Source organism: Deefgea sp. CFH1-16, assembly GCF_016881365.1.
In the GTDB taxonomy this organism is placed as follows: Bacteria; Pseudomonadota; Gammaproteobacteria; order Burkholderiales; family Chitinibacteraceae; genus Deefgea.
On sequence record NZ_WLYT01000001.1, the window covers coordinates 348,289 to 373,895 of the forward strand.

22 protein-coding genes and 5 pseudogenes are annotated in these 25,607 nt (G+C 46.8%); 18 read left to right on the forward strand and 9 right to left on the reverse strand.

Going from position 1 to position 25,607, the window contains the following annotated elements; genetic code table 11:
• The first annotated feature begins 8 nt into the window (after window positions 1-8).
• Together GKO28_RS01880 and GKO28_RS01885 are read left to right on the forward strand one after the other, a co-directional pair.
• On the forward strand, window positions 9-3,215 hold the full coding sequence (locus tag GKO28_RS01880) for a response regulator (RefSeq protein WP_182075166.1): 3,207 nt from the start codon (window positions 9-11) through the stop codon (window positions 3,213-3,215).
• A 63-nt stretch (window positions 3,216-3,278) separates the two neighbouring features.
• Window positions 3,279-4,379 (forward strand): two-component system response regulator, encoded by a 1,101-nt coding sequence (locus GKO28_RS01885; RefSeq protein ID WP_182075167.1) that lies wholly within the window; start codon window positions 3,279-3,281, stop codon window positions 4,377-4,379.
• A gap of 151 nt (window positions 4,380-4,530) precedes the next feature.
• Here GKO28_RS01885 and fba read toward each other — a convergent pair whose 3' ends face one another.
• Entirely contained in the window at window positions 4,531-5,565 is a 1,035-nt protein-coding gene (gene fba / locus GKO28_RS01890; RefSeq protein ID WP_182075168.1) for a class II fructose-bisphosphate aldolase, read from the reverse strand.
• A 424-nt stretch (window positions 5,566-5,989) separates the two neighbouring features.
• On the opposite strand from fba, the pseudogene GKO28_RS01895 reads away from it, so the two are divergent.
• The 5 genes and pseudogenes from GKO28_RS01895 to GKO28_RS01915 all read left to right on the forward strand — a co-directional run.
• Window positions 5,990-6,601 (forward strand): annotated as a pseudogene (locus tag GKO28_RS01895) (MFS transporter); the annotation flags it as partial.
• Window positions 6,549-7,205, forward strand: a complete 657-nt coding sequence (locus GKO28_RS01900; RefSeq protein ID WP_247646272.1) for an MFS transporter — start codon at window positions 6,549-6,551, stop codon at window positions 7,203-7,205. The pseudogene GKO28_RS01895 and the gene GKO28_RS01900, both read left to right, overlap by 53 nt.
• A gap of 167 nt (window positions 7,206-7,372) precedes the next feature.
• Window positions 7,373-7,873, forward strand: coding sequence for a hypothetical protein (locus tag GKO28_RS01905; protein WP_203563833.1), 501 nt, complete (start codon window positions 7,373-7,375; stop codon window positions 7,871-7,873).
• A gap of 114 nt (window positions 7,874-7,987) precedes the next feature.
• Complete coding sequence (locus tag GKO28_RS01910; RefSeq protein WP_247646274.1) at window positions 7,988-8,416, forward strand: YkgJ family cysteine cluster protein; 429 nt, start codon at window positions 7,988-7,990, stop codon at window positions 8,414-8,416.
• A gap of 174 nt (window positions 8,417-8,590) precedes the next feature.
• Entirely contained in the window at window positions 8,591-9,079 is a 489-nt protein-coding gene (locus tag GKO28_RS01915; RefSeq protein ID WP_203563834.1) for a hypothetical protein, read from the forward strand.
• 100 nt (window positions 9,080-9,179) lie between these two features.
• On the opposite strand, the gene arfB is transcribed toward GKO28_RS01915, so the two are convergent.
• Complete coding sequence (gene arfB, locus GKO28_RS01920) at window positions 9,180-9,581, reverse strand: alternative ribosome rescue aminoacyl-tRNA hydrolase ArfB (RefSeq protein WP_182075173.1); 402 nt, start codon at window positions 9,579-9,581, stop codon at window positions 9,180-9,182.
• Window positions 9,582-9,603: 22 nt separating this feature from the next.
• The gene (locus GKO28_RS01925; RefSeq protein ID WP_182075174.1) at window positions 9,604-9,906 is read right to left on the reverse strand and encodes an energy transducer TonB; all 303 of its coding nucleotides are present in this window, start codon (window positions 9,904-9,906) and stop codon (window positions 9,604-9,606) included.
• Between the two features lie 170 nt (window positions 9,907-10,076).
• Here GKO28_RS01925 and GKO28_RS01930 point away from each other — a divergent pair, with 170 nt between their 5' ends.
• The 5 genes from GKO28_RS01930 (at window position 10,077) to GKO28_RS01950 (ending at window position 12,888) form a co-directional block, all read left to right on the forward strand.
• Window positions 10,077-10,280: a hypothetical protein gene (locus tag GKO28_RS01930; RefSeq protein ID WP_182075175.1), complete on the forward strand. Its 204-nt coding sequence runs from the start codon at window positions 10,077-10,079 to the stop codon at window positions 10,278-10,280.
• 66 nt (window positions 10,281-10,346) lie between these two features.
• Entirely contained in the window at window positions 10,347-10,709 is a 363-nt protein-coding gene (locus GKO28_RS01935) for a response regulator transcription factor (protein WP_182075176.1), read from the forward strand.
• Window positions 10,710-10,711: 2 nt separating this feature from the next.
• The gene (locus GKO28_RS01940; protein WP_182075177.1) at window positions 10,712-11,323 is read left to right on the forward strand and encodes a chemotaxis protein CheX; all 612 of its coding nucleotides are present in this window, start codon (window positions 10,712-10,714) and stop codon (window positions 11,321-11,323) included.
• 5 nt (window positions 11,324-11,328) lie between these two features.
• Window positions 11,329-12,282 (forward strand): GGDEF domain-containing protein, encoded by a 954-nt coding sequence (locus GKO28_RS01945; RefSeq protein ID WP_203563835.1) that lies wholly within the window; start codon window positions 11,329-11,331, stop codon window positions 12,280-12,282.
• 234 nt (window positions 12,283-12,516) lie between these two features.
• Entirely contained in the window at window positions 12,517-12,888 is a 372-nt protein-coding gene (locus tag GKO28_RS01950) for a copper chaperone PCu(A)C (protein ID WP_282099200.1), read from the forward strand.
• Between the two features lie 177 nt (window positions 12,889-13,065).
• Here the strand turns inward: GKO28_RS01950 and tkt are convergent.
• The 6 genes and pseudogenes from tkt to GKO28_RS01975 form a co-directional block, all read right to left on the reverse strand.
• Window positions 13,066-15,068, reverse strand: a pseudogene (gene tkt, locus GKO28_RS01955) (transketolase).
• Between the two features lie 246 nt (window positions 15,069-15,314).
• Complete coding sequence (locus GKO28_RS01960) at window positions 15,315-16,484, reverse strand: alpha/beta hydrolase (RefSeq protein ID WP_247646275.1); 1,170 nt, start codon at window positions 16,482-16,484, stop codon at window positions 15,315-15,317.
• A complete protein-coding gene (locus GKO28_RS18990) occupies window positions 16,481-17,047 on the reverse strand; it encodes a hypothetical protein (RefSeq protein WP_247646276.1) in 567 nt (188 codons plus the stop codon). The genes GKO28_RS01960 and GKO28_RS18990 overlap by 4 nt, the downstream gene beginning before the upstream one ends.
• Window positions 17,048-17,243: 196 nt before the next feature.
• A pseudogene (murU, locus tag GKO28_RS01965) lies at window positions 17,244-17,937 on the reverse strand (N-acetylmuramate alpha-1-phosphate uridylyltransferase MurU).
• A 150-nt stretch (window positions 17,938-18,087) separates the two neighbouring features.
• Entirely contained in the window at window positions 18,088-18,264 is a 177-nt protein-coding gene (locus GKO28_RS01970; protein ID WP_182075180.1) for a hypothetical protein, read from the reverse strand.
• 62 nt (window positions 18,265-18,326) lie between these two features.
• Window positions 18,327-19,082 (reverse strand): aminoglycoside phosphotransferase family protein, encoded by a 756-nt coding sequence (locus GKO28_RS01975; RefSeq protein ID WP_182075181.1) that lies wholly within the window; start codon window positions 19,080-19,082, stop codon window positions 18,327-18,329.
• A 534-nt stretch (window positions 19,083-19,616) separates the two neighbouring features.
• On the opposite strand from GKO28_RS01975, the pseudogene GKO28_RS01980 reads away from it, so the two are divergent.
• The 6 genes and pseudogenes from GKO28_RS01980 to GKO28_RS02005 all read left to right on the forward strand — a co-directional run.
• A pseudogene (locus GKO28_RS01980) lies at window positions 19,617-20,582 on the forward strand (LPS-assembly protein LptD); the annotation flags it as partial.
• A 23-nt stretch (window positions 20,583-20,605) separates the two neighbouring features.
• Window positions 20,606-21,358 carry an LPS assembly protein LptD gene (locus tag GKO28_RS20895; RefSeq protein ID WP_307838931.1) on the forward strand — a complete coding sequence of 251 codons (753 nt, stop codon included), beginning with the start codon at window positions 20,606-20,608 and terminating at the stop codon, window positions 21,356-21,358.
• Window positions 21,359-21,373: 15 nt separating this feature from the next.
• Window positions 21,374-22,663, forward strand: a complete 1,290-nt coding sequence (locus tag GKO28_RS01990) for a peptidylprolyl isomerase (RefSeq protein ID WP_247646277.1) — start codon at window positions 21,374-21,376, stop codon at window positions 22,661-22,663.
• Window positions 22,663-23,661 (forward strand): 4-hydroxythreonine-4-phosphate dehydrogenase PdxA, encoded by a 999-nt coding sequence (gene pdxA, locus GKO28_RS01995; RefSeq protein ID WP_182075184.1) that lies wholly within the window; start codon window positions 22,663-22,665, stop codon window positions 23,659-23,661. Before GKO28_RS01990 ends, pdxA begins: the two co-directional genes overlap by 1 nt.
• A gap of 149 nt (window positions 23,662-23,810) precedes the next feature.
• Window positions 23,811-24,598, forward strand: a pseudogene (rsmA, locus tag GKO28_RS02000) (16S rRNA (adenine(1518)-N(6)/adenine(1519)-N(6))-dimethyltransferase RsmA).
• 72 nt (window positions 24,599-24,670) lie between these two features.
• Entirely contained in the window at window positions 24,671-25,411 is a 741-nt protein-coding gene (locus GKO28_RS02005; RefSeq protein ID WP_182077372.1) for an amino acid ABC transporter ATP-binding protein, read from the forward strand.
• The last annotated feature ends 196 nt before the right edge of the window (window positions 25,412-25,607 follow it).

The window sequence follows — 25,607 nt, forward strand, 5'->3', positions numbered from 1 at the left end:
TATCTACCATGAAAATGGCCACATTTGGACAGCTCGAGCTCAGTACTGAAGCCAGCCTACTCACTGCGCGAACTAAATTTAGGCGTATTTTACAAAGTATCGAACTCCCCTCGCATCTGATTGATTTTTATGCGATCGGTTTTTCTTTATTCATTCGCGCATTAATCGATGGTAAAAACAGCGTTTTAACATTGCATTATGACCAGCAAAATATTTATTTAACTGCCAGTGCATTGGTGGCAGCGCCCAAAGAAATTGAAACCTTTTTTAAAAAACAAGCGTCGACGAACAACACACAATGGACATATTCTTTTGGTTTAGCAGGACAAAGCGTATCGCCTTCATTGCTGCAAAGCATACAAGAAATCATCTCACAACCAAGTCGAGAAGAGCTTTTTACTGAGTTATCTAGCCGTAATACACAATTAGCAGAACAACAAAATGGCTTGGAGCAAGAAATAGCTCGCCGAACCATGGCCCTCACCGACAGCGAAGCGCGCTCTCGAGCGGTTCTTGAGGGCGCACCCGTGGCGGTCGCCCTACTGAACAACCAAGGCATCATTACCGACTGGAACCGTGCGGCAGAACTGACATTTGGTTTTGTGCGGGAATTTGCCATTGGCAAACAAATCATTGATTTAATTGCATTGCCCGAAAAATCACTACTCTATGAAATTTTAAGTTGTCACTTAAACGAAGAATCAAAAAATAAAGTAGGTAATTTATTTTGGGATTTAGAAGCAAAAAATAAAAGTGGCAGCAAACTATCTATCGAAGTGGGCATTACCATTTACCAACAAAATGAAGACTGGGTTGCAACATTATTTGCTAGAGATATCAGTCAACGCAAAAAAAATGAAGTAGAACTACAAATCGCCAAAGCCAAAGCCGAAGATGCCGCCAGCGTAAAATCTATGTTTTTAGCGAATATGAGCCACGAAATTCGCACACCAATGAATGCCATTATTGGTATGAGCCATTTAGCATTAAAAACCGATTTAAACCCAAAGCAGCATGATTATGTCGCCAAAATTCATAATGCAGGCACCTCATTACTCGGCATTATCAATGACATTCTTGACTTTTCAAAAATAGAAGCCGGCAAACTCCATATTGAGCAAATCAAATTTGAACTCGATCAAGTACTCGCAAATGTCAGCACGATTACTAGCCAAAAAGCCTACGAAAAAGGGCTGGAGTTTATTATTCATCCTTTAAATGGCATTCCGGCCCATTTAATTGGCGACCCATTGCGGCTTGGCCAAATTTTAACCAATCTCATTAACAATGCCATCAAATTTACCGATCAGGGTGAAGTCGATATTCGCATCAATTTAGTAGAGCAACTCGATAATCGCGTCAAACTAGAATTTAGAGTCAGCGACAGCGGCATTGGTATGACCCAAGAACAACAAGAGCATTTATTTTCACCCTTTACTCAGGCTGATAGCAGCACCACACGCAAATATGGCGGCACCGGGCTGGGTTTAACCATTAGTAAACGCTTGGTTGAAATTATGTCTGGGCAAATGGCATTTACTAGCCAGCCGGGCATGGGCAGTTGCTTTTATTTCACCGCGTGGTTTGGTCACGATGATATCGAAAATGTGCCGCGTGTATTCCCTACCAAGGTCAACAATTTACGCATTTTAGTTGTCGATGACACGGATAGCGCCCGCCAACTATTGCATGAAATTTTATCAACCATGCCAGTGCAAATCGAAATTTGTGACTCCGGTGCCGCCGCCGTTGAAATGGCCTTAGGTGCCTTGCAGCACAAAAACCCTTTCCATTTGATTTTAATGGATTGGCAAATGCCGGGAATGGATGGCATTACCGCCGCCAGAGAAATTCGCCAACATCTACCCGGACAAAACCAACCGCGCATTGTTTTAGTCACTGCGTTTGAGCGTGAAGAAGTTCACCAAACCGTTCGTGATGATTTGCTCGATGCCGTCATTGTTAAACCTGTGACTGCATCAAGTTTAGTCGATTGCATGGTCGAGCTGTTCGCTCCGGAGCAAAAATCCAATAGCAGCGATCAAATCAGCAATGATCAAGAAAACCATTCATTACTCAAAGGTATGCGGGTATTACTCACCGAGGATAATTTAATTAACCAACAAATTGCCTTTGAATTAATGAGCTCAGTCGGCATTGAAGTGACCATTGCTAATCATGGCCAAGAAGCCATTGCCATTTTAGAGCAACATCCAAACCATTATTTCTCAGTCATTCTAATGGACATGCAAATGCCCGTGATGGATGGGTATGAGGCCAGTCGACATATTCGAGCTGATTCACGCTACGATGCTGTGCCCTTACTCGCCATGACCGCGCATGCAATGGTTGAAGAGCGCGAACGCTGCTTATCACTCGGAATGAACGATCATATCTCCAAACCCATCGACCCCGCGGTTCTTTTTGAGCGCTTGCAGCACTGGAGAACACAAAAACCGTCGTCTACACCGCTGATTGAGCAACCATCATCAACACCTGATTTAGCAACAACGCAAACAATGGATACGAAGCGTGATTCGACGTCATCTTCAACAAAGGATAATCCAGCCCCAGAAATCAGTAATCTATTAAGCGCAATCGCTAAATTACCCGGCATTGATTTAATCGGTGGATTAAGCCGCTTAATGAATAACAAGCCTTTATATTTACAGTTACTGCGCCAATTTTGTCAAAGTGAGCTCGATTGTATTTCTCGAATCAATGCAGCAATCGAAAATAATGACCGAGCAACAGCCTCTCGTTATGCCCACACGATTAAAGGAGTTGCCGCTAACTTAGGCGCAACTCAATTAGCTGAAGACGCCGGCATTATTGAACAATTTTTACGCACAGAAAATGATCGTAGTGATTTAACCCCTTGGCTCATTAAGATTGAATCTGCACTCCAATCTATGTCTAATGTGATATCCAATTTTAACAATCAAACAAATGACACTAACGTAACGAAAAACAAAGCACGCTCAGCAAGTCCAGATGAGCGAATATTACTGAATGAATTGCTTTCTTTGCTAAAACAAATGGACTGTGAAGCACTTGAATTCTTTGAAAAAAATCGAAATATTTTTTCTACAATTTTTAACAATGATGAATTTACTGATCTCAACTCAACAATTGAATGTTGTGATTTTTCAGCGGCACATAAAAAATTATATAAACTAATGGCTATCGACGAATCATTAATGCCAGTTAACTAATAAACACTCAGGGGCTTTATTAATTTTTCAGCGTCGATTTTATATTTTTGGATATTAAATTCAATGACCACAAACTCGCTACCTACTTTGCTAATTGTTGAAGATAGCCCTGAAAACCGGATGCTATTGATTCATTTGCTAAAGGATAGCTATCGATTAAAAGTTGCAATTAATGGTGAGCAGGCGCTTGAAGTGGTACAGCTTGAGTTGCCCGACTTAATATTACTTGACATCATCATGCCTGGCATTGATGGCTATGAAGTATGCCGCCGGCTAAAAGCAGAACCCGCTACGAGTAAAATACCGGTTATTTTTCTCACTGCGATGACTGATGTCGCTGATGAGCAACTTGGTTTTGAGGTCGGTGCTGTAGACTTTATTTTAAAGCCAGTGAGCCCCCCTATTTTATTAGCTCGTGTTCGGAATCATTTATTGCTGTTTCAATTACTCAATAATCTTAAAAATCAAAATGAAATTTTAGATGCCAAAGTAAAAGAAAGAACCGAAGAATTAGAACATACCCAAGATGCGATTATTTTAGCCATGGCTTCATTAGCAGAAACACGCGATAACGATACTGGCAATCATATACGCCGCACGCAACATTATGTAGGAAGGCTGGCCACTCAATTAATGCACCACCCTGATTTCAGCCAGCAACTTAGCCTTGCCAATATTGCCTTACTTGAAAAATCGGCAGCCCTGCATGACATTGGCAAAGTAGGCATTCCCGATGCCATTTTGCTCAAACCCGGCAAACTCGACATCGCCGAATTTGAAGTGATGAAAGAGCATTGCCGCTTAGGTCGTGACGCCATTCTGGCCGCAGAAACGGTAATGGGTAAAGAGAGTGCTTTTTTATGCTACGCCAAAGAAATTGCTTACTCACACCAAGAAAAGTGGGACGGCAGTGGTTACCCCCTAAAATTAAAAGGCGATCAAATTCCGCTGTCTGCTCGTTTAATGGCACTGGCCGATGTGTATGATGCATTACGCGCAAAACGAGCCTACAAACCCCCAATGAGCCATGAAACTGCAGTAAAAATCATCATCGAAGGTAAAGGAACGCATTTTGACCCCCGCGTGATCGATGCATTTATTGTGATACAGCATGAGTTTGAAGAAATTGCAGAAACACTTAAAGATGCTTTACCCGATGAGTAAACTCAAAAGAAGACATCAACTTATGTCAAGAAGATTTGATCACGGTCGTTTCGCGCTTGCCGATGCCTGTGTCTAGAATCGATAAACAGCAAGGTATTTAATTACAGATCATATTTATGATTGCTCTCAATTAAATACCCCTTCTGTTTGATTATGCTTTAGCTAACATTTTTTCTAATGCTTTTGGCTTAATTTTATCCGCTTGCCCGGCGGCACCAAAATCAATATACCGCGCATGACACACCGCTGCCATGGCCGCAATGGCCGGTTTTAAATATTGGCGCGGATCAAAATCGGCGGGATTTTCTGTTAAATGTCGGCGGATTGCGCCGGTCATTGCCAAACGTAAATCAGTATCAATATTGATTTTGCGCACCCCCCAACGAATCGCCCGCTGGATTTCTTCAACCGGCACACCCCAAGTTGGTTTGAGCTCGCCACCAAAATCTCGAACTTGCTGCAATAAATCCTGCGGCACACTCGAGGATCCGTGCATTACCAAATGGGTATTGGGAATCACATCATGAATTTCTTTAATGCGATCAATATCCAACACCGATCCAGTCGGTGGCGATGAAAATTTATACGCACCGTGACTGGTACCAATGGCAATCGCCAGCGCATCGACCCCCGTCGCCAAGACAAATTCTTTAGCCTGCCAAGGGTCGGTTAACATTTCGGCGTGCGTTAAAGCACGATTAGCACCGACGCCATCCTCTTCTTCCCCCATACCCGTATCCAAACGCCCTAAGCAACCGAGCTCGCCCTCGACTGAAACGCCAAAGCTATGCGCCATTTTTACCACTTCGCGGGTCACTTCAAGATTGTATTCATAGCTGGCGGGGGTTTTACCATCGCTCATTAATGAACCATCCATCATCACACTTGAAAAGCCATTGCTAATCGCACTCATGCACACTGCAGGGCTAGTGCCATGATCTTGATGCATAACAATCGGCAAATGCGGATAACTGGCCACTGCGCCTTGAATCATTTGCCGCAAAAATAACTCACCCGCATATTTGCGAGCCCCAGCACTGGCTTGCAAAATAACCGGGCTGCGTGTGGCATCGGCCGCTTGCAAAATAGCTTGGACTTGCTCCAAATTATTCACATTAAAAGCTGGTACACCATAACCATGTTCAGCAGCATGATCCAAAATTTGATTCAGAGAAACGAGGGGCATAGTTTTTTCCTTGTTGCGTTGCACCAGCGCACTGTAGGTGGTAATAAACGTACTGCCAAATCAGGAAATTCAGCATTCGGGAAAGCACTAAAACCACTACAGCGGCACATCACCTGCCGTTTTAAACTCGAAAACATCGATCTGCCTTACATAACAAGTCCCTTTATCATAGGCTGACGCTCACAATGTGCATTTCACCGCTCTAGGCCTAAGCAAGCTAATACCACTTCAAGTTTTTATTGCCGATTTACCTTGCAATGACCCGAGTAAAATCAATATTCTTAATGGTGATAGCTGCATTCTTTCGTAAAAAGTTGCATACTCTGAACGCAACATTTCAATGACAATCTGCCACCACCCTCTTGCTCTGTCATGGCCCTAGGCCGAAAGCAATACAAATAAAAAAGCCGTATGTTTAAAATCTATGTCAATACAGCCCAACTTATTTAAAAATCGTAATTTTGGCCTTTTATGGCTCGCGTCCATCATTGGTAACTTTGCGCTCGCCATCGCCATGATGGCTGAAACCTGGTATGTCGTTAAAACCCTCGGAGCCAAAGAGCAATTAGGCTGGGTGATGATTGCTGGCTCTATCCCAAGGATCGCCTTGATGGCCATCGGCGGTGTATTGGCCGATCGCATGTCGCGCAGCCGAATTATTTTAGTTTCTTTAGCATTGCGAGTTGTCTTACTTTTTGCGTTGGTTGGGCTGCTGTATTTACAGCGTTTAGATATATGGGCGTTAACCGCTTTTGCTTTCTTTTATGGTGCCTTAGACGCTTTTTTCTGGCCCGCTCGCGATACGCTCACGCCGGCCATTGTTACCGATGGCGATCTCACACGCGCCAATTCGATTATGCTCACGACCAATCAAGTGGGCATGGTATTTGGGCCGGTACTGGGCGGCGCAATGCTGGCGCTGATGAGTTACGAAGCGATTTTTAGCCTCACCGGCGGCATGTTGTTTATTGCTACTTTATGCATTGCAGGGATTAAAGAGCCACGTAACCAAACCATGCGTCAAGCCAGCTCGATGTTCACCGAACTCAAAGAAGGCGTTATTTTATGCCATTCAAACGCCGGTTTTGCGGGCATTAATGCTGATTTACATCACCGCGAATCTGCTGTTTATGGGGCCGCTGGCATTAGGCATTCCAATTATCGTGGCGGATTATTTACATGGCGAAGCCAGCACCTTGTCATTTTTACAAAGTGCTTTTGCTGCAGGGATGGTCTTAGGCGGTATTTTATTAACGCTTTACCCGCCCAATAAAAAACGCCTACTGATGATTACCGTCATTATTGCCCTTGAAGGCGTCTTACTGTCCTTACTGCCACATACCCCTTGGATTTGGGCCGCAGTGGCCATTCAATTTTTTATTGGCATGGGTGTCGCTGGCAATAATGTGCCGATGATGTCATTGATTCAACAGTCTGCTGATCGCGATAAGCTCGGACGCGTTATGAGCTTGAATAATATGGTCTCAATGGGGCTATCCCCGGTTTCTTACGCAATGGTTACCGCCATGCTAGCGGCACAACTGAGCATCACTTGGATCATGCCTATTTTTGGCTTAACGATGGCATTGGTGATGTTGCTACTGAGCTGGCAACTCAAAGTGATTCGCACCACCGATTAAGCATTGAGAACCAAGTAGAATATAAACCCAAGCTGAACGCAATCTTTCAACCTATAAAGAATCATTGCTTTGTTTGGATGATTGAACCATGGTGGAATTACCTTTGGGTGGCTCGGCAGCGCACAACCCAGATCTAGATTGGGATCAAAGTTCGTGAAACCATTTTGATGATGGGCATCGCCGTGGCACAAGTTCGCCATGCAATGGAAGAAGGCAGCGCGTCCTTTACCACGTTAGCAAACTCTTTTGCCGTCACTTGCCAGCATATTGAATCACTGAGGAGCGATCTCACTCAAATTTTACCGTCACTGCCGGCAGAACTCGACCTAAGCAATAAAATTAGCGAGATTAACGAGCAAAACATGCAGTCGATCATCGCCTTCCAATTTTATGATCGTCTATCGCAACGCCTTGAACATGTTTGCAGTACGATTAGTGAACTTGCTGTACTAGTCGCCGATCATGCTTTGCCGCATCAAGCGCAAGCATGGCTTGATTTACAAAGAAAAATTCGCTCGCAATACACGATGGAACAAGAAAAAGTTTTATTTGATGCCATATTACACGGCGATCCGATTCATACCGCGCTCATTAAAGCGGGCAATATTAGTATTAACTTTGACCCCAAACCCAGACCAGAAGATGACGGCGGCATTGAATTGTTTTAATCGAAGCCAATTCATCACAATTTCGCACCCGCTGAGCAAGAAGCCAAGTATCAACACCCCTCAGGTAATATTTTTTCTACCAGAACAACTACTTAGCGAGCCACAGACTGTGGTATGCTGCGCACCTTTCTTGATTTTGAACGCATCATGACCCGCCAAATCCTCAACCGTACCGAACTCCACGATCCTGATACATGGGTGAAATTCACCAAAGGCAAATGCGACGATTGCTATTCGGGCTGTTGCACCATGCCGGTCGAAGTCAAAATCGGTGATTTAATCCGGATGGGTGTGGTCGATGAGTTCGACAAAGACGAACCGGCAAAAAACATCGCCAAACGCTTGATGAAAGCGCGAATTATCGAGCATTTTAATTTCAAACACGAAATTTACACGCTCGCTCGGCGCGGCACCCGTGATTGTATTTATTTGAACGAAGAAACTCGTTTATGCACCATTTACGACAAGCGGCCAAATACCTGTCGTAACCACCCCACGATTGGCCCAAAACCTGGCTTTTGTGCCTATATCCGCTGGTTTTAAGTGCGACTGGGCCGGTGGTGTATTTCATCCCAAGCTAGATAGATTAAGGCTTAGAGTCCAATACCCCTTGCCTACTTATATTCACTACTTCATTACTCAACTTTGAGGCAACACCTTCCCCACGTGTTGCCCGCAGCCACTTGAATGGCCGCAGCTTACTTATTTTGGAATTTTATGCCAACGCAAATTATTGAACTCTTTGAATTAATCGCCGATGGCGGTTTAGAGCATGAAGACCTTCTTGCCATGACGGCCGAAGTGACTGCTGCTCAGCAAGATCCAAGCGCCTATCGTGCTCGCCATGCCGCAGATTTTTATCCAAGTGAAACGGCAGTACCGCTGTGGGAAGTGGTACTACTTGAGCAACTCGCTGACGGCTTGATTTTCAACGCCCAATCGATGCCCGCTTTATACCAACAAATCAGCGAAGCTTTTGGTGAGGGCGAGCTTGAACTCCAAGCCAGCGCTTTGACTGAATTGAGCGAGACATCGGCGCTAAAGGCCATTCAAGATGAACTCAATCCAAATTTCACCTTAATCGACTTTAGTGATCGTGATCAAAAGCAAATGCTCCTGATCCGCACGCATCATCTAACGGCTTTTTTTCAAGCTTTGCCAAGCGCTCAATATTCAAGCCAGCCTCGCTTACGAAAACCGCTTTAAAACCAATTAAACGTTTTACAGCGCCCCAATCCAAACCGACTTTGCCAGTCGGTTTTTTTTCAAACATGATTCGACAGCCAATCACACTGAAAAAACCACCTTAATACGTTACTTTTCCCCGCAGTGCCTTCACTGATCCTCGCAACTGCTTGCCATCCAAACGACGTTGTTTAGCTCCATAACTGGGCTTGGTTGCTCGACGTGGCTTGGCCAATACCGCCACACTTTCGATCAGCGCCATTAAGCGCATCAGCGCCTCGGCCCGATTGGCCTCTTGACTACGCGAAGTTTGCGCCTTAATGACCACTACGCCTTCTTTATTAATTCTTTGATCATTTAAAGCCAATAGCCGGCTTTTAAATTCGGCGGGCAATGAAGAGTTTGGAATTGAAAAGCGTAAATGCACTGCACTTGAAACTTTATTAACATTTTGCCCTCCCGCGCCTTGCGCACGAATGGCACTAAACTCAATTTCATGACTGGGAATTTCTGGTATTTTCATCGCTTTAAAAGATCACTTTGCTTTATTTCAAATTAAATTCAATCGCAAAAACAACATTGGCCTCTATCGGCATACCGTTTTTTTGGGCTGGGATAAATCGCCACTGCGTTTTCACCGTATCCACCGCGGCATGATCTAAACGCGGGTAATGACTACTACTCAACACAGTCACTTTAATCGGCTCACCGGCTGCGCTAACCTTCACGTGTAGCTGAACCTTGCCACTTTCCATTTTCATGCGTGACAAACGCGGCATTTCCGGCTCGGGATTATTTAAATACGCCGCACGGTATTGCACGGCGGTCTCAACGACCGCAGCGCTCATGCTTGCGGATGTAACAGCGGAACCAACAATCTGTGTTTGCGGCGATTGAAGCCCCATACTGGCCGCTGAAGTTTGTGGTTTGGTAAGCGGTGCCGCTATGTGCTTTCGTGGTTTTGGCAAAGATGGCTTAAAGTTTTTTTCAGTCGTAGTTTGCCGTAAAGGAGGCCGATTTGATTGAACAACTGAAGGCTGTTTTGCAACCGCAGGGCTCAGTGCCGCAGGCGCTTGCAAGAGCACTAAAAGCGGGAGATCCGATGGCACAGCCTCAGCCTCAAATCGCCCTTGCCAAGCAAAAACTATCAGGGCATGCAGTAATAATGAGCTTAAAAAAGCGATTCGCCAGATCATCTTGTAATTCTACAACTCCAATTTAAAACAACATACATTGCAATTTCACAGTAAATACCTACACTGAACTGACTATCCGCTGGAACAAACACATGCCCTATACCATGCTCATTGTTGATGACAGCCGTGTCTCACGTATGATGATACGATCATTTGCCATCGCTCAACGCCCAGACTGGGTTTATCTCGAAGCCGGTTCTGGATTAGACGCCATCGAAATGGCGAAAACGCACAAAATAGATTTCGTTTCTATGGATCTTAACATGCCCGGCATCGATGGCATTGAAGCGGGCACCACTATCAAAGCGCTGCAGCCCGACTGTTTTATTGCGTTATTGACCGCCAATGTCCAGAACAGTACGCAAGAGCGCGCGCTCAGCGCGGGCTTACACTTCGTTCCCAAGCCCATCGTTGCCGACACACTGCTTAAAGTTTTCACGATTGCAGGAGCATAAGCATGTTAGAACTTGGCTCACTACAACGCGATGCACTCTGTGAAATTTTCAATATCAGTGTGGGCCAAGCTGCTGCCAGCATGAGCCAAATTATTAATGAGGAAATATTACTTTCAGTTCCGATGGTTGAATTTTATAGCGTAGAAGAAGCAGCACACTACTTAGAGCAGTCTAGCCAGCGGGTGTGTAGCGTGCGGCAAAGCTTTGATGGGAGCTTTCATGGCAATGCACTACTTATTTTTCCTGAAGCACGAAGCCTAGATTTAGTTCGCTTGATGATGGGAAATAACTTACCCATCGAGCAACTAACCGAATTGGAGCAAGACGCCTTATCCGAAATTGGCAATATTATTCTCAATTCTTGCTTAGGTTCTTTAGCTGACATTTTTAAGCAGCCTTTTCAATGTGGTTTACCGGCGCTACACATCGGTTCAGGTATATCGGTTCTCAATGAGTGTAATGCAAACCATGTTGTCATGGTGCTACAAATTCAATTTTCATTGGCTTCTCGTGAATTAAATGGTCACGTTATTTTTATTATGAATGCCAACTCTCTCGACTTGCTCAACGAGGCAATTAATAAATTTTTAGGTGCCATGATGGCGCAAAGCTAAGCTAAATGATGAACAACCATGCCCCTTTATTACTATTTAGTACTTTTGACGCACTCGAAGTTGGCGTCCTTATTTTAAATGGTAACGGAGAAATTGCCTTATGGAATCGCTGGTTAGTTAAAGCATCTGGTCGTAATTCCGATGGTTTAATTGGGTTACCTTTAAGTATTGCCTTCCCTGAATTAAAAAATACCCGCGTAGAGCAAGCCGTTCAATTGGCAATCGAAAAAGATCAATCTTCATTTTTATCGCAATGCTTAAATCGAGCGCCGTTTAACTTATTTCGTTTGCATAACAATGACGAAGTACCTCTGCGAATGCAGCAGCAAATTCAAGTCACGCCTTTACGACAATTTGATAATGAGCAGTTTTGCTTAATTCAAATCCAAGATGTCACAGCATCTGTGATCCGAGAGCAAATCTTGCAAGAACGCGCCGCTGAATTGCATCGCTTTGCCTATCAAGATGGCTTAACCGGCATCCCCAATCGCCGCTATTACGAAGAAAAATTAGCCGAAGAATGGCGTCGAGCCATTCGACAAAAGCATCCGCTGAGTGTCTTGATGATCGATATTGATTATTTTAAACGCTATAACGATCAACTTGGCCACCAACAAGGCGACACCTGCTTGCAAGAGATTGCCAAAGCGCTGCAAGCGGCATTACGTCGACCTACCGACATTATTGCTCGCTATGGCGGCGAAGAATTTATCGTCTTATTGCCGGCAACACCAATGGCAGGCTGCATCACGATCGCCGAACAACTACTCAATGCCGTTCGTGAACTCGAGCGGCCACACCCAGATTCACCACACCATATTGCCACCGTGAGTATTGGCTGCGCATCATCAACACCAAACCGTGATGCGGAAGCGAGCGTGCTGATTCAAGAAGCTGATCTTGCGCTGTATTTTGCCAAACAACATGGTAGGAACCAGCTTCGTGACAGCCAATCCTAATCCAGTTGTATTCAACAGACAAACAGCCAGCTTTTAAACTTATTCCTCATCCAGTTATACTGACAACTCACTTCGCCAGCCATCAGTCAATGCTTGTGCAATAACGGCTGGCTGTCTTTTTAAGTTGTCTTGTGTTTTGAAAAAGAATATGTTCAAAAAATTCGCCCTTTTCGCGGCGCTCGCATTCAGTGCAAACCTATCCTTGGCGCAAGATAGCGTGTCAGTGGATCAAGTTTGGACGCGAGCCACGCCACCACAAGCAGCCAATGCCGGTGTGTTTTTATGACCATCAATAGCAAAACGGCGGATCAACTGCTATCAGCAAGTTCAGACCTTGCAAGCAAAACTGAGATTCATGAAATGAAAATGAGCGATGGCGTAATGAAAATGCGTCCAATGGCGGCTGGACTCCCTGTTACTAGCAATCAAACGCTGACACTAGCACCTGGCGGCTATCACATTATGCTAATTGGACTAAAAAAAGGCCTTGTGGCCGGTGAAAAACAGGCGCTCACGCTCAACTTTGCCAAAGCTGGCGCGATCAACGTGACCATTGACGTTAAAAACATCGCTCACATGCCCGCTGCAGCGACACATTCACATTAAAACAAGATTGCCTCATTCAGACTCAATGGTGGATAGATCAACGATTTAGCCGGTTAAATAACAGGCTAAATCGACCACTAATTTAAGCCATTCATGCTGAGTCAACGACTTTCATCGGCGCGATAGCCAAATAAAAAAGCGCCCGAAGGCGCTTTGGTCATGCAGTAACTCACTCGCTTATTTCAGCAAAGCTTTCGCACGCGCCACTACGTTTTCAACTGAGAAGCCAAAGTGCTTGAACAGTAGATTTGCCGGTGCAGACTCACCAAACGTATCCATACCAATCACATCGCCTTCCAGACCGACATATTTACGCCAGAAGTCGCTGGTTGCCGCTTCGACGGCCAAGCGTGGTACGCCAGCTGGCAATACCGATGCTTTGTACGCTGCATCTTGCTTATCAAACACATTGGTTGATGGCATTGATACCACACGAACCGCAACGCCTTCAGCTTGCAATTGCGCCGCTGCTTTCACCGCCAAATCGACTTCCGAACCCGTCGCCAAAATCAGCAACTGTGGATTTGCAGCATCTACCAAGACATAGCCACCTTTAGCGACATCCGCCAATTGTTGCTCGGTACGTGCTTGGAATTGCAAGTTTTGACGCGTGAACACCAATGATGACGGCGTAGTACGCTCGCCAATTGCAGCAGCCCAAGCTACGACCGATTCAACGGTGTCGCATGGACGCCAAGTGTTCATGTTCGGGATGCAACGCAAGGTTTGCAATTGTTCAATCGGTTGATGCGTAGGACCATCTTCACCCAGACCAATTGAATCATGCGTGTAAACGAAGATGTTATTGGTTTTCATCAACGCGGCCATCCGCAATGCATTCAATGCGTATTCGCAGAACATCAAGAACGTGCCACCGAATGGACGGAAACCACCGTGCAACACGATACCGTTCATAATCGCGCTCATACCAAATTCGCGCACGCCATAGCTGATGTGATTGCCGGAAATTTTGACCGTTTTCAACTTTCAAGCTGGTCGAGCCCTTCCAGTTGGTCAAGTTTGAACCGGTCAAATCAGCAGAGCCGCCCAGCATTTCTGGCACAGATGGGCAAAGTGCTGACAATGCATTTTGGCTGGCTTTACGTGTCGCAATCGTTTCAGCTTTGCTGTTGGCGTCAAGCACGGCAGCAGCAACAATATCATTCCAATTGGCTGGCAAATCGCCTTTCATGCGGCGAGTAAACTCAGCGGCTTCAGTCGGAAATTGTGCAGCGTACTTAGCAAATAACGTGTTCCACTCGGCTTCAAACGCAGCACCAGCAGCTTTACGATCCCAACCTGCGTACACATCAGCAGGGATTTCAAATGGTGCATACGGCCAGCCAATCGCTTCGCGCGTTGCGGCGATTTCAGCATCACCCAATGGTGCGCCGTGGCAATCATGGCTCGCCGCTTTGTTGGGTGAGCCTTTACCGATGATGGTTTTGCAGCAGATCAGTGTTGGCTTGTTGGTTTCTGCTTTTGCGGCATCAATGGCGGCATTGAGCGCATCCACATCATGACCATCAACACCCGCAATCACATGCCAGCCATAAGACTCAAAGCGTTTTGGGGTATCGTCAGTGAACCAGCCTTCAACATGGCCGTCGATCGAAATACCGTTGTCGTCCCAGAATGCCACCAATTTGCCCAAGCCCAAAGTACCAGCAAGTGAGCAAGCTTCGTGCGAAATGCCTTCCATCAAGCAACCATCGCCCATGAAGACATACGTATGATGGTCAACGATGTCCAGACCTGGTTTATTAAATTGCGCAGCAAGCAGTTTTTCTGCCAAGGCAAAACCCACGGCATTGGTAATACCTTGGCCCAAAGGTCCCGTCGTCGTTTCTACACCTGGGGTGTAATGCACTTCTGGGTGGCCTGGGGTTTTTGAATGAAATTGACGGAAGTTTTTGATGTCGTCCATCGACACATCAAAGCCTGTGAGGTGCAATAAGGCATATTGCAACATTGAGCCGTGGCCGTTCGACAACACAAAGCGGTCGCGGTTAGCCCAAGCGGTGTTTTGTGGGTTAAAGCGCATTTTGCCGCCCCACAAAGCTAAACCAATCTCAGCCATACCCATCGGCGCACCAGGGTGACCCGAATTGGCTTTTTTGCACAGCATCCATCGCCAGTGCACGAATTGCATTTGCTAAATCAGTACGCGTTGCTGCCATCACAGTTTCCTCAGATTGAATATAAGCGCTCTTGCGCCAACTTGATTAAACACGCGCTGCTTGGCCGAACTACCGCCTAACAGCACGTAAAAATAGGGCTTATTCTCGCTTTAACTCCGCTTTACGACAGAATTAAAGTGCTTATGCTGACATTGTACTCATGCTACCTAAATAGAGATATTGCTTTGGCGCAAACTAAAATTGAATCCAAACAAAAAGCCAAAGCAAAGACCGCTGACTAACCTCTTACTCCAAAACATACGTCCCCGGGGCTGCACCCAGATTAGGGTGTTGTTGTCGACTGCTTAACTTGGGTTTGATTTGTGCGCCTGCAAAACCGCGCAACCAGTCAACCCAATTGGGCCACCAAGAGCCCGCTACCGGTGCTTGCTGACCAAGCGCCGCAGGAATGTTTTGGTTTTGATCAAAGGCAATTTGTCGAAAACTGCGCTTTGATTGAGGGCTAGGCGGATTAATAATGCCAACGATATGGCCTGATGTCGATAGGGTTAACCGCACAGGTGCGCTCACCCGATGGGCCAAAGTAAAGGTTTGCTGCCAGGGTGCGATATGGTCTTCTTCGGCGCTCACCATATAGATAGGCTGGGTAATTCGAGCTAAATCAATATCTTGCCCTGCCAAGTGCAAACCATCGGGCTCAATCATTCGATTATGCCAATACAGCTCACGCAAATAGGTGTGATGCATTTTTTTTGGCATTCGCGTGCTATCCATATTCCAATACAAGATATCAAACGCCGTCGATGGCTCGCCCAATAGGTAATTGCTTTGCCAATACTGCCAAATCAAGCTATTGCTGCGTAGCATCCGAAAGCTGGCTGCCATATCTTTGCCATCCAAAAAGCCCTGCCGCTCCATAATGGCATCGATGGCATCAAGACCATCTTCGTCGATAAATACTTCAATATCACCCGGGCAAGAAAAATCGGTCAATGTGGTCAGTAAAGTCACCGACGACACCGGCACCGCAGTCGGCGAAAGGCGATTAATCCAAGCCATATAAAGGCTCACCAAAGTACCACCAATGCAGTAGCCGACTAAATTCACCTGCTCACTGCCTGAGATTTCTTTGGCCACTTGAATCATCGGCACAATGCCCTGCGTTAAATATTCATCCAAGCCCGTTTCGGCCATGCTGGCGTCTGGATTTTTCCAGCTGGTGACAAACACCGAGAATCCTTGATCCACCAAATATTTCACCATGCTCTTAGCTGGGGTCAAATCCAAGATGTAGTACTTATTAATCCAAGGCGAAATTAACACAACGGGGGTTTGATGAACTGTAGGGGTATTGCTCTGATAGTGAATCACTTCAAGGAGTTCATTGCGATACACCACTACACCGGGGGTTGTAGCCAGATTCTCGCCTACGGTGAATGCCGACAAATCGGTCATGGCAATATCGCCAGCGCGAACATCTCGCGCGCAAAATGATCCCAGCCTTGCCACAGGCTCTCGCCCTGCGTTGCGATGGCTTTATTGAGCGCAGTAGGATTACCCAATAAGAAATTATTTGGCGCCAAGGCATTCAACCATTGTCGCAACCAAAATGCCGACTTACGCCGCTCACCCTCAGTGAGCCCTGGCGTGGCATACAGCGAGTTCTGCATCCAGCGCGTTTGAAATAAATAATACTCTTTGACGCTATCCCAAAATGGCGACTCAGACCAAATCGGATCGCTAAAACGCGGGTCGTCTGGCTGCGGTTCGACTAAGTCCACATCCGCTTCGCCAGCAAATCGGCGCAACAGCGCCGCGTGCAATTGAAAGCCATCCATTGCATAGCGATGTAAATTATCCGCCAGTTCAAATGGATGGTTGGCCCATGCTTGCTGGGCGGTTCGAGTCGTTGCCTGCAAGCCAAAAGGATCAAATATTTGTTGTAGCTGCCGCTGCAAAACTTGAGTCCGTTGCGCCTGTTCAGTCAAAAAAGCGGTAAACACGGATGATTCAGACATGGCAATTCCCCATCGTGATAACTCGACTTTAATTTACGTTGCAGCGCAACAAAAGACAAGCGCGATGCATTCGCACCGCTAGGAAGCGCACACGCTCAATTCATTACGCTTAAGCGCACTCGGCAGCAACGCCGCAAATCCCAAGTCATCACAACGCCGCAATCAAACTACGGCGTTCTGCCATGCTAAATTTAGGCTACAGCTTGGCGGCATATTGCGCCCGCGCCAATGCCAGTCGTTCCACCGTACCCACATCCAGCCACTGCCCATGATGACATTCACCACTCACACGCCCTGCCGCCATGGCGGTCAATAAACAAGGCAATAAAGGCATTGCCTGATCAGAAGGCACATCGGCAAAAAAATTGCGGGTGGTAAGCCGCAACGCCGCAAAAAGTCAGCGGTTGATCGTCGCTCTGGCACGGCACCACCAAGCCTGCACGCAAACTCAGATCGCGCCCCGTTGGATAGCCCGCCTTAGGCACCAACATCAAATGCGCCCAATGCGTTTGCGGATTTAATTGCGCCGCAGTTTGGCTTAAAGCCACAAAATCAACGTCGGTCAGCACATCGCCATTCACCACGAGAAATGGTGCGTTTCCCAACAATGGCAGCGCACGGGCAACCCCAGCCGCAGTTTCTAATGCCGTATTTTCGGCGGAATATTGAATCCGCACGCCCCACTGCGAGCCATCACCGAGCACGGCTTCTATTTGCTCACCGAGCCAAGCGTGATTAATCACCACGTCGTGAATTCCAGCCGCCGCTAAGCGCGCTAAATGCCAAGCAATCAACGGCTGACCACCCACTTCAAGTAAAGGCTTGGGCGTCACATCGGTTAAAGGCCGCATCCGCTCACCACGGCCAGCCGCTAAAATCATTGCTTTCATTGGAAACTCAATCAAAAAAAGTCGAAAAAAAAGCTCGACCAGCGCCATGCTGATCGAGACTGCAAATCAAACATCCAGCCAATGATGCCAAAGCGTAACGACTGCAAACCGCACAGCAAAGTCGCCCGCTATGCGGCAAAAAACGGCGGATTAAAAAGTAAAACCAGACTCGATTTTTTCGCCATTTAAGTTCACCAATAAACGCCCTAATGGCGTTAACTCGCTATAACGCAAGCAAACTTGGCGCACATAATGAAATACGCGGGGAATATCGGCTTGATATTGCGGTTTATTATCGCGGTATTTTAAACGAGCAAATAAACCCAAGATTTTTTAAATGGCGCTGCAAACCGGCCATTTCAAATGCCAAGTAAAAGTCACCAAAATCGTCATGCACCGCTAAGCCAGCAGCGCGGGCTTGTTCCCAAATAACGAATGGTTAAATCCAGCACAAAGGTTTCACCCCATTCGACATAAGCATCACGCAGTAATGACACCAAATCGTAAGCAATCGGCCCTTTGACCGCATCTTGAAAATCAATCAAACGCAAAGCATCGTTTTGCACCAAGATATTTCTGGAATGAAAATCGCGATGCATAAAGAGTGTTGGCTGTTGAATGATTTGCTGCACAATCAAAGCGCAAGCGCGCTCCCAAGTGGCCAATTCTTTACCCGCCAACGTAACGCCAAATTGCTGACCAAAATACCACTCGCGGCAAATATCCAGTTCACGCTGAACAAACGCGGCATCAAACAGCGGCAAATCATCATCAGAGGTATTGGCCTGCATCTCAACTAGCAACTTGATGGCACGCAGATACCACTCTTTTGCGCTAGTCTCGCTGAGTACACTGGCCAAAGTCACATCGCCTAAATCTTCCAAAACGACAAAACCCAATTGCAAGTCTTGTTCAAAAACTTGCGGTACGGCAATGCCGGCTCCGGCCAATTGTTGCTGGCGCGCCAAAAAAGGCGCGCAATCAAAAACGGCGGGATCAAAATCCATCACCACCACCGAGCCATCGGCGTAACTCACACGCCAATATTGCCGCACACTGGCGTCAGCAGCAGCTAAAACGATGCTTTGCGGCGTTGCAGCGCGCACTTGTTGCAACCAATTGGAGAGCTGTTCACTGCGATTCATGAGAAATATCGTTCCTGTTTACCACGTTTGTTAAGAAAGTTAAGCGCGTTTACTGCTAGAATCCACCAATTCTATCAAAGTAATGACGACAACCACATGCGGGTGCGTAATTCTCCTCCCTATACCATCAAGATCGTAGCGTTCTCATTGGCCATTTTACCGGTACTGAGCCATGCTGCGGCATCCAGCCCTGCGGCCGAGCCGCCCTTATTCATTGAAGCGGATCAAGCCAGCGTCCAAGAAGGACAATATTCAGAAGCGCGCGGCAATGTCATCGTCAATCGCGATGGCATGGTGGTCAACGCCGACTGGGTAAAGTACGAACTCGAGGCCGATCAAGTTCATGCTGGCGATAAAGTCAAAGTCACGCAAAAAGGCGATACGCTGGAGGGTGACTCGCTGAATATGACGGTACAGACTCGCTTGGGTGAAATGGACAATCCGATTTACCACATGGCCGAAGGCCAAGTGCGTGGTGACGGTGTCAAAGTTTTATTTGGCGGCAAAGACAAGTACACCATCCAAAAGGGTCGTATGACCACTTGCCGCGATGGGCAAGACGATTGGTATTTACACGCCAGAGAAATTGATCTCGATTACACCAGTAATTATGGCCAAGCTTGGCATGGTTGGGCCGAATTTAAAGGCGTGCCGTTTTTTTACTACCCTTTTGTTGATTTCCCACTCAATGGCGACCGCAAAAGTGGCCTGCTGCTACCGACCTTAGGCTACAGCAATACTAATGGCTTGCAATACAGCCAACCGTATTACTTTAATCTTGCCCCCAATTACGACGCGACGATTACGCCAAGCTATTTTGGTGAGCGTGGCGTCATGCTCGGTGGTGAATTTCGCTACCTGCAGCCGGAATACGCCGGCACCCTACGTGCGGCGGGAATTAACGACAGAACAACCGACACGCAGCGTTATGGTGTTTATTTCCAACACAATCAACTGCTCAGCGATCGCCTGTCACTCAGTATTAATTATCAAAAAGTATCTGATTCTGATTATTTTATTGATTTTTCCGACACGCTAGCAGGTGCCTCGCAAGTTAACTTGCCACAAGAAGCATTGCTCAATTACAACGGTGATTTTTGGTCCACGTATTTACGTGTTCAGCGCTATCAAACACTACAAACCGAAACCAACCCAGTTGAAGATCCATACTGGCGCATGCCGCAGTGGTATTTTACCGCGAGCCCACAAATTGGTTATGGTTTAGAAACCAAAATCAGCGGTGAAGTCACGCGCTTTGTGAATCAATCCTTGGTACAAGGCGATCGCGCTTGGATTAACCCTAGCATTAGCCTACCAATGAGTAATAGCTACGGCTTTATTACCCCACGTTTAAGCGTACACGCCAATACCTACCGCACCGAAAGCGCAACAGGCCAAGACATGGGCAACCAATCCTTTGTCGTACCGATTGCCAGTCTGGATACCGGACTATTTTTTGAGCGCGAAGGCAGTTTGTTTGGCTCAGACATTGTGCAAACCTTAGAGCCACGCGCTTTTTATGTGTGTATGCCCCGTATAAATCACAAAGCGATGTTCCCAATTACGATTCCGCCGTTGCGGCATTGTCGTGGTCACAGCTGTTTAGTGAAAATAAGTTCACCGGTAATGACCGAATTAATGACGCCAACAATCTGACTTTGGCGATCAGCAGTCGTATTTTTGATGATGCAACTGGGATTGAGCGCTTTTACGCCGGTGTCGGCCAACAGTTTTATTTCACCTCACCGCGCGTGACATTGTCCGGCCCAGATAATACCGATGAGCAAAAAAGCTCAAATCTGTTTTTGATGATGGGCAGCCAGTTACCCAACAATGTCAATGTGAACTACTTATTACAGCAAGACTTGCATACCAAAAGCACCATCAATTCGGAGCTAAACGTCAGCTGGACACCGAGCGAATATAAAACCCTTAACCTGCGCTACGTGCATAATAAATCGTCCAATATCGAACAAGCCGACATCTCGGGGCAATGGCCACTGGGCAATGGCTGGTATGCCGTAGGTCGTTACAACTATTCACTGAATGATCGCAAAGCACTAGAGACGATTGCTGGCGTTGAATATAATGCCGGCTGTTGGGCGCTGCGTTTTGCTGCGCAAAGCTATGTCACGACCAATAGCACGTACAAAACCAATTACTTTGCAATCTTAGAATTAGGCGGTTTGGCCGGATTGGGAATGAATCCGATTAGCTTATTAAAGCAATCCATTCCTGGTTACGCCGACACTTATCGCTCTCCAAAACTTCGTTAAAGGCTGTACAACCGTATGAAGACTATGACTTTGCTGCGTACCGCAACGCTAACTTTAGCGCTCTTTAGTAGTGCGGCAATGGCCGAAATTATTACTGCCGATCGCGTGATTGCAGTTGTGAATCGCAATGCGATTACGCAGGTGGAATTGAATCAAAAAATCAACGCGATTCGCAAAAACCTCGAACAGCAAAAAGTTCAATTACCACCGGAGCAAGTATTGCAAGAGCAAGTACTGGAACGGATGATTTTAGATCAGCTGCAAACCCAATACGCTCAGCAGCTCGGCATTCGCGTTGATGACAATCAGCTCGAAATGGCCATCAACCGGATTGCGGCACAAAATCAGATGAGCCTGCCGGTGTTTCGCCAAAAATTGGAAGAAACTGGCATGTCATGGCGTGGATTTCGCGACCAAATTCGCCAAGAAATGCTACTGGCTCGCTTAAAAGATCGCGAAATTGATAGCAAAGTAGTGGTCACTGATTCAGAAATTGATGACTACATCAAGCTAGCGACCAATAAAGTCCAAATGGAATATAACTTGGCCCAGATTTTTATTCCATTGCCGGAAAATGCCGCGCCCGACCAAATTCAAGCGCGCCGTTTACGCATTCAAGCGGCCAAAAAAGAGCTGGAAAGCGGCGCCGCATTTGCCAGCGTTGCTGCTAGCTACTCCGCCGATCAAAACGCCAATAAAGGGGGCTCATTAGGTTGGCGTCCTGCTGGCTCTTTGCCACCAGCATTCACTAGCTTGCTCGACCAACTCAAACCGGGTGGCATTACCGACGTGGTTCGTAGTCCAGCGGGGTTCCATTTATTCAAGCTGCTCGACAAACGTAGCCAGCAAGAACAAGTCGTGGTTGATCAAAGCCATGCGCGGCACATTTTGATCCGCAGCAACGAAATCACCTCGACCACCGATGCACAACAAAAATTACGCCAAATTCGCAGTCGCATTGAGCATGGCGAAAAATTTGAAGATCTCGCCAAAGCGTTTTCCGATGATGCCAGCGCCCCCAAAGGCGGTGATTTAGGCTGGCTCAATCCGGGTGAAACGGTACCTGAATTTGAAAACGTAATGAATTCACTCAAAGTGGGCGAAGTCAGTCAACCGGTACAAACGCCGTTTGGTTTCCACTTAATTCGCGTGGATGAGCGCCGTCAACAAGATGTGACTTTAGAGCGTGCGCGTTTCAAATTACGCAATGAATTAAAACAACGTAAAGCCGAAGAACAATACGAAGATTGGCTGCGCCAATTGCGTGATCGCGCCCACGTTGAATTGCGTCTAAAGGACGAGTAATGCAAAAACCATTGGCGATCACCACCGGAGAACCAGCAGGTATTGGCCCTGAGCTAGCGATACAATTAGCACAGAGCAATATACCCGTACCTATCGTTTTATTGGCTGATCGCCAATTGCTGCTTGAGCGTGCCACTTGCGTAGGGATTGATCCTGCCATTGTGGCGACTTGGCCTGAATATCGTGCCGAGGTCAGCGCCCCCGTTTCGATTTTGCACATCCCCTTAGTCGTCAACAGTATTGCTGGGCAACTTGATCCTCAAAATTCCAGCTATGTTTTGGCGCTACTTGATCGCGCCATCGCGGGTTGCATGCAAGGTGAGTTCGCCGCAATCGTTACTGCGCCCCTACACAAAGGGGTGATCAACGATGCCAAACTCGGCGGGTATTTCTCTGGACATACCGAATACCTTGCAGAAAAGACGCATACCCCACAGGTAGTCATGATGCTGGCTGGTGAATACGGCCCCGACGCCAAGATGATGCGAGTGGCGTTGGCCACCACGCATTTACCGCTTAAAGACGTCGCCAGCGCGATTACCAGTGATGCATTACGCAGTACTTTACGTATTTTGCAGCATGATTTACAGCAGCATTTTGGTCTACCTCAGCCCAAAATCATCGTCGCGGGGCTCAACCCACACGCCGGTGAAAGTGGTCATATGGGCCGTGAAGAAATTGACGTCATCATTCCGGTGCTCGAGCAATTACGCGCCGAAGGTATGCATTTAATCGGACCGCTACCCGCCGATACTTTATTTAATCCGCCCATTTTGGCGCAAGGCGATGCGGTGTTGGCGATGTATCACGACCAAGGACTGCCGGTGTTAAAATTTGCCACCTTTGGCGCCGGCATCAATATCACGCTGGGCTTACCGATTATTCGTACTTCAGTGGATCATGGCACCGCGCTCGATTTAGCCGGCAAAGGTCTCGCAGAGGTCGGCAGCCTGATTGCTGCGACTCAATTAGCCGCCACATTAACGGCCAACACTTAAGGACTTCAGCGCACCACGTGGACTCTTTTTTCGGCATAGGTCGATAAACTGAATCGATCAACGGAAAAACCACGCGATGCGACTGCTTTACAATAGCGAGACATCTCGCTTTTTATTTTTGTATGTCCCCGTTGGGGGCAAGGATTCAAATGGCACATATTCCCCGTAAACGCTTTGGACAAAACTTTTTGCAAGACCAAGGCGTCATTGCTGGCATCATCAACGCAGTTGACCCACAAGCTGACGACGTCGTCGTCGAAATCGGCCCCGGCCTTGCTGCACTAACCGCGCCGCTACTGGCCCGCGTTCCGCAACTGAATGTCGTCGAAATCGACCGTGATATTGTCAGCCATTTATCGAGCATTTATCCGCCTGAGCGTTTAGTCATTCACAATGCCGACGCACTCAATTTTGATTTTGGCGCGCTGGCGCGTGAAATCGCCCCAGGCAAACGGATTAAATTAGTCGGTAACCTACCGTATAATATTTCAACCCCATTGCTGTTTCATCTGGCGAGCTTTAGCGACATCATTTACGACATGCACTTTATGTTGCAAAAAGAAGTCGTTGAACGCATGGTCGCCGAACCGAGCACCACCGATTACGGCCGTCTTTCCATCATGCTGCAATATCGCTACCTGATGGATCATATTATTGACGTACCACCAGAATCGTTCGATCCACCGCCAAAAGTTGACTCTGCCGTGTGGTACGGATGGTGCCTTATGACGTGCTGCCTTATCCGGCTAAAAATGAAGATCACCTGCGTAAATTGGTGCTCGCATCATTTTCGCAACGCCGCAAAACACTGCGCAATAATTTAAAAGGCATTGCCAACGATCAAGTACTGGCTGATTTGGGCATTGACCCGAGCTGCCGCCCTGAGAATGTGAGCGTTGCCCAGTATGTGGCATTGAGCAATGCCTTGGCCAACTAGGGTTTTCCCCGCTAGGCTAACCCTGAATACCCTTACAAAATAACAGGCTCACCCATGAATGATAATGTGACCATGATTCGCTTTAATAATGTCAACAAATGGTATGGTCGCGACCACCATGTCTTAAAAAACCTCAACCTTGAAGTGAAACAAGGTGAGGTGGTTGTGGTCTGTGGCCCCTCTGGCTCGGGGAAATCCACCCTCATTCGGACGATTAATCAACTTGAAGCGATTAATGATGGTGAAATTTGGGTTGATGGCATTCAAGCCAATAGCACCAAAACCAATATCAATAAACTGCGTGAAGAAGTCGGCTTTGTGTTTCAGCACTTCAATCTTTATCCGCATTTATCGGTATTAGAAAACATCACCTTAGCGCCAATTAACGTCAAGAAAGTCCCTGCAGCACAAGCGAACCAGCAGGCTTTAGAATTACTGGAACGTGTTGGGCTATTAAACAAAAAAGACGCTTATCCAAGCAATCTATCGGGCGGTCAACAGCAGCGTGTGGCGATTGCCCGTGGTTTGGCGATGAATCCGCGCGTAATGCTATTTGATGAGCCCACCAGCGCACTCGACCCTGAAATGATTGGTGAAGTGCTGGGTGTGATGAAGCAGCTGGCAGAATCGGGCATGACCATGATGGTGGTTACCCACGAAATGGGCTTTGCCCGCGAAGTCGCAGATCGCGTCATTTTCCTCGATCATGGTGAAATTGTTGAAGACACCATGCCAGAAAACTTTTTCACCAACCCACAAACCGACCGCGCCAAGCAATTCTTACGCCAAATCCTGACCCCTATGGATCAATAATTACGCGAAAAATACACCACTAAAAAACGAAATGGCTGCCTTATGGCAGCCATTTTTATGGGGTATATCGTGGTAGCAATTAGCTAAAATACTGTTACAAACAATACCCGACCATCAGCATACAATCCACAGCATTACAGTCTATCAAGCTAAATTATGATTCAGCGTATATAACTTGTATGCATGCAAACAATTG

What these genes read in the sequence shown, in the direction of transcription:
- fba (WP_182075168.1), bottom strand. Translation starts at nt 5,565, where the DNA reads ATGCCCCTCGTTTCTCTGAATCAAATTTTGGATCATGCTGCTGAACAT.
- GKO28_RS01945 (WP_203563835.1), top strand. Translation starts at nt 11,329, where the DNA reads ATGATGAACAACCATGCCCCTTTATTACTATTTAGTACTTTTGACGCA.
- GKO28_RS01880 (WP_182075166.1), top strand. Translation starts at nt 9, where the DNA reads ATGAAAATGGCCACATTTGGACAGCTCGAGCTCAGTACTGAAGCCAGC.
- GKO28_RS02005 (WP_182077372.1), top strand. Translation starts at nt 24,671, where the DNA reads ATGATTCGCTTTAATAATGTCAACAAATGGTATGGTCGCGACCACCAT.
- GKO28_RS01940 (WP_182075177.1), top strand. Translation starts at nt 10,712, where the DNA reads ATGTTAGAACTTGGCTCACTACAACGCGATGCACTCTGTGAAATTTTC.
- GKO28_RS01935 (WP_182075176.1), top strand. Translation starts at nt 10,347, where the DNA reads ATGCCCTATACCATGCTCATTGTTGATGACAGCCGTGTCTCACGTATG.
- GKO28_RS01885 (WP_182075167.1), top strand. Translation starts at nt 3,279, where the DNA reads ATGACCACAAACTCGCTACCTACTTTGCTAATTGTTGAAGATAGCCCT.
- GKO28_RS01915 (WP_203563834.1), top strand. Translation starts at nt 8,591, where the DNA reads ATGCCAACGCAAATTATTGAACTCTTTGAATTAATCGCCGATGGCGGT.
- pdxA (WP_182075184.1), top strand. Translation starts at nt 22,663, where the DNA reads ATGCAAAAACCATTGGCGATCACCACCGGAGAACCAGCAGGTATTGGC.
- GKO28_RS01990 (WP_247646277.1), top strand. Translation starts at nt 21,374, where the DNA reads ATGAAGACTATGACTTTGCTGCGTACCGCAACGCTAACTTTAGCGCTC.
- GKO28_RS01975 (WP_182075181.1), bottom strand. Translation starts at nt 19,082, where the DNA reads ATGAATCGCAGTGAACAGCTCTCCAATTGGTTGCAACAAGTGCGCGCT.
- GKO28_RS01925 (WP_182075174.1), bottom strand. Translation starts at nt 9,906, where the DNA reads ATGAGCGCTGCGGTCGTTGAGACCGCCGTGCAATACCGTGCGGCGTAT.
- arfB (WP_182075173.1), bottom strand. Translation starts at nt 9,581, where the DNA reads ATGAAAATACCAGAAATTCCCAGTCATGAAATTGAGTTTAGTGCCATT.
- GKO28_RS18990 (WP_247646276.1), bottom strand. Translation starts at nt 17,047, where the DNA reads ATGTCTGAATCATCCGTGTTTACCGCTTTTTTGACTGAACAGGCGCAA.
- GKO28_RS01905 (WP_203563833.1), top strand. Translation starts at nt 7,373, where the DNA reads ATGATGGGCATCGCCGTGGCACAAGTTCGCCATGCAATGGAAGAAGGC.
- GKO28_RS01910 (WP_247646274.1), top strand. Translation starts at nt 7,988, where the DNA reads ATGCTGCGCACCTTTCTTGATTTTGAACGCATCATGACCCGCCAAATC.
- GKO28_RS01960 (WP_247646275.1), bottom strand. Translation starts at nt 16,484, where the DNA reads ATGACCGATTTGTCGGCATTCACCGTAGGCGAGAATCTGGCTACAACC.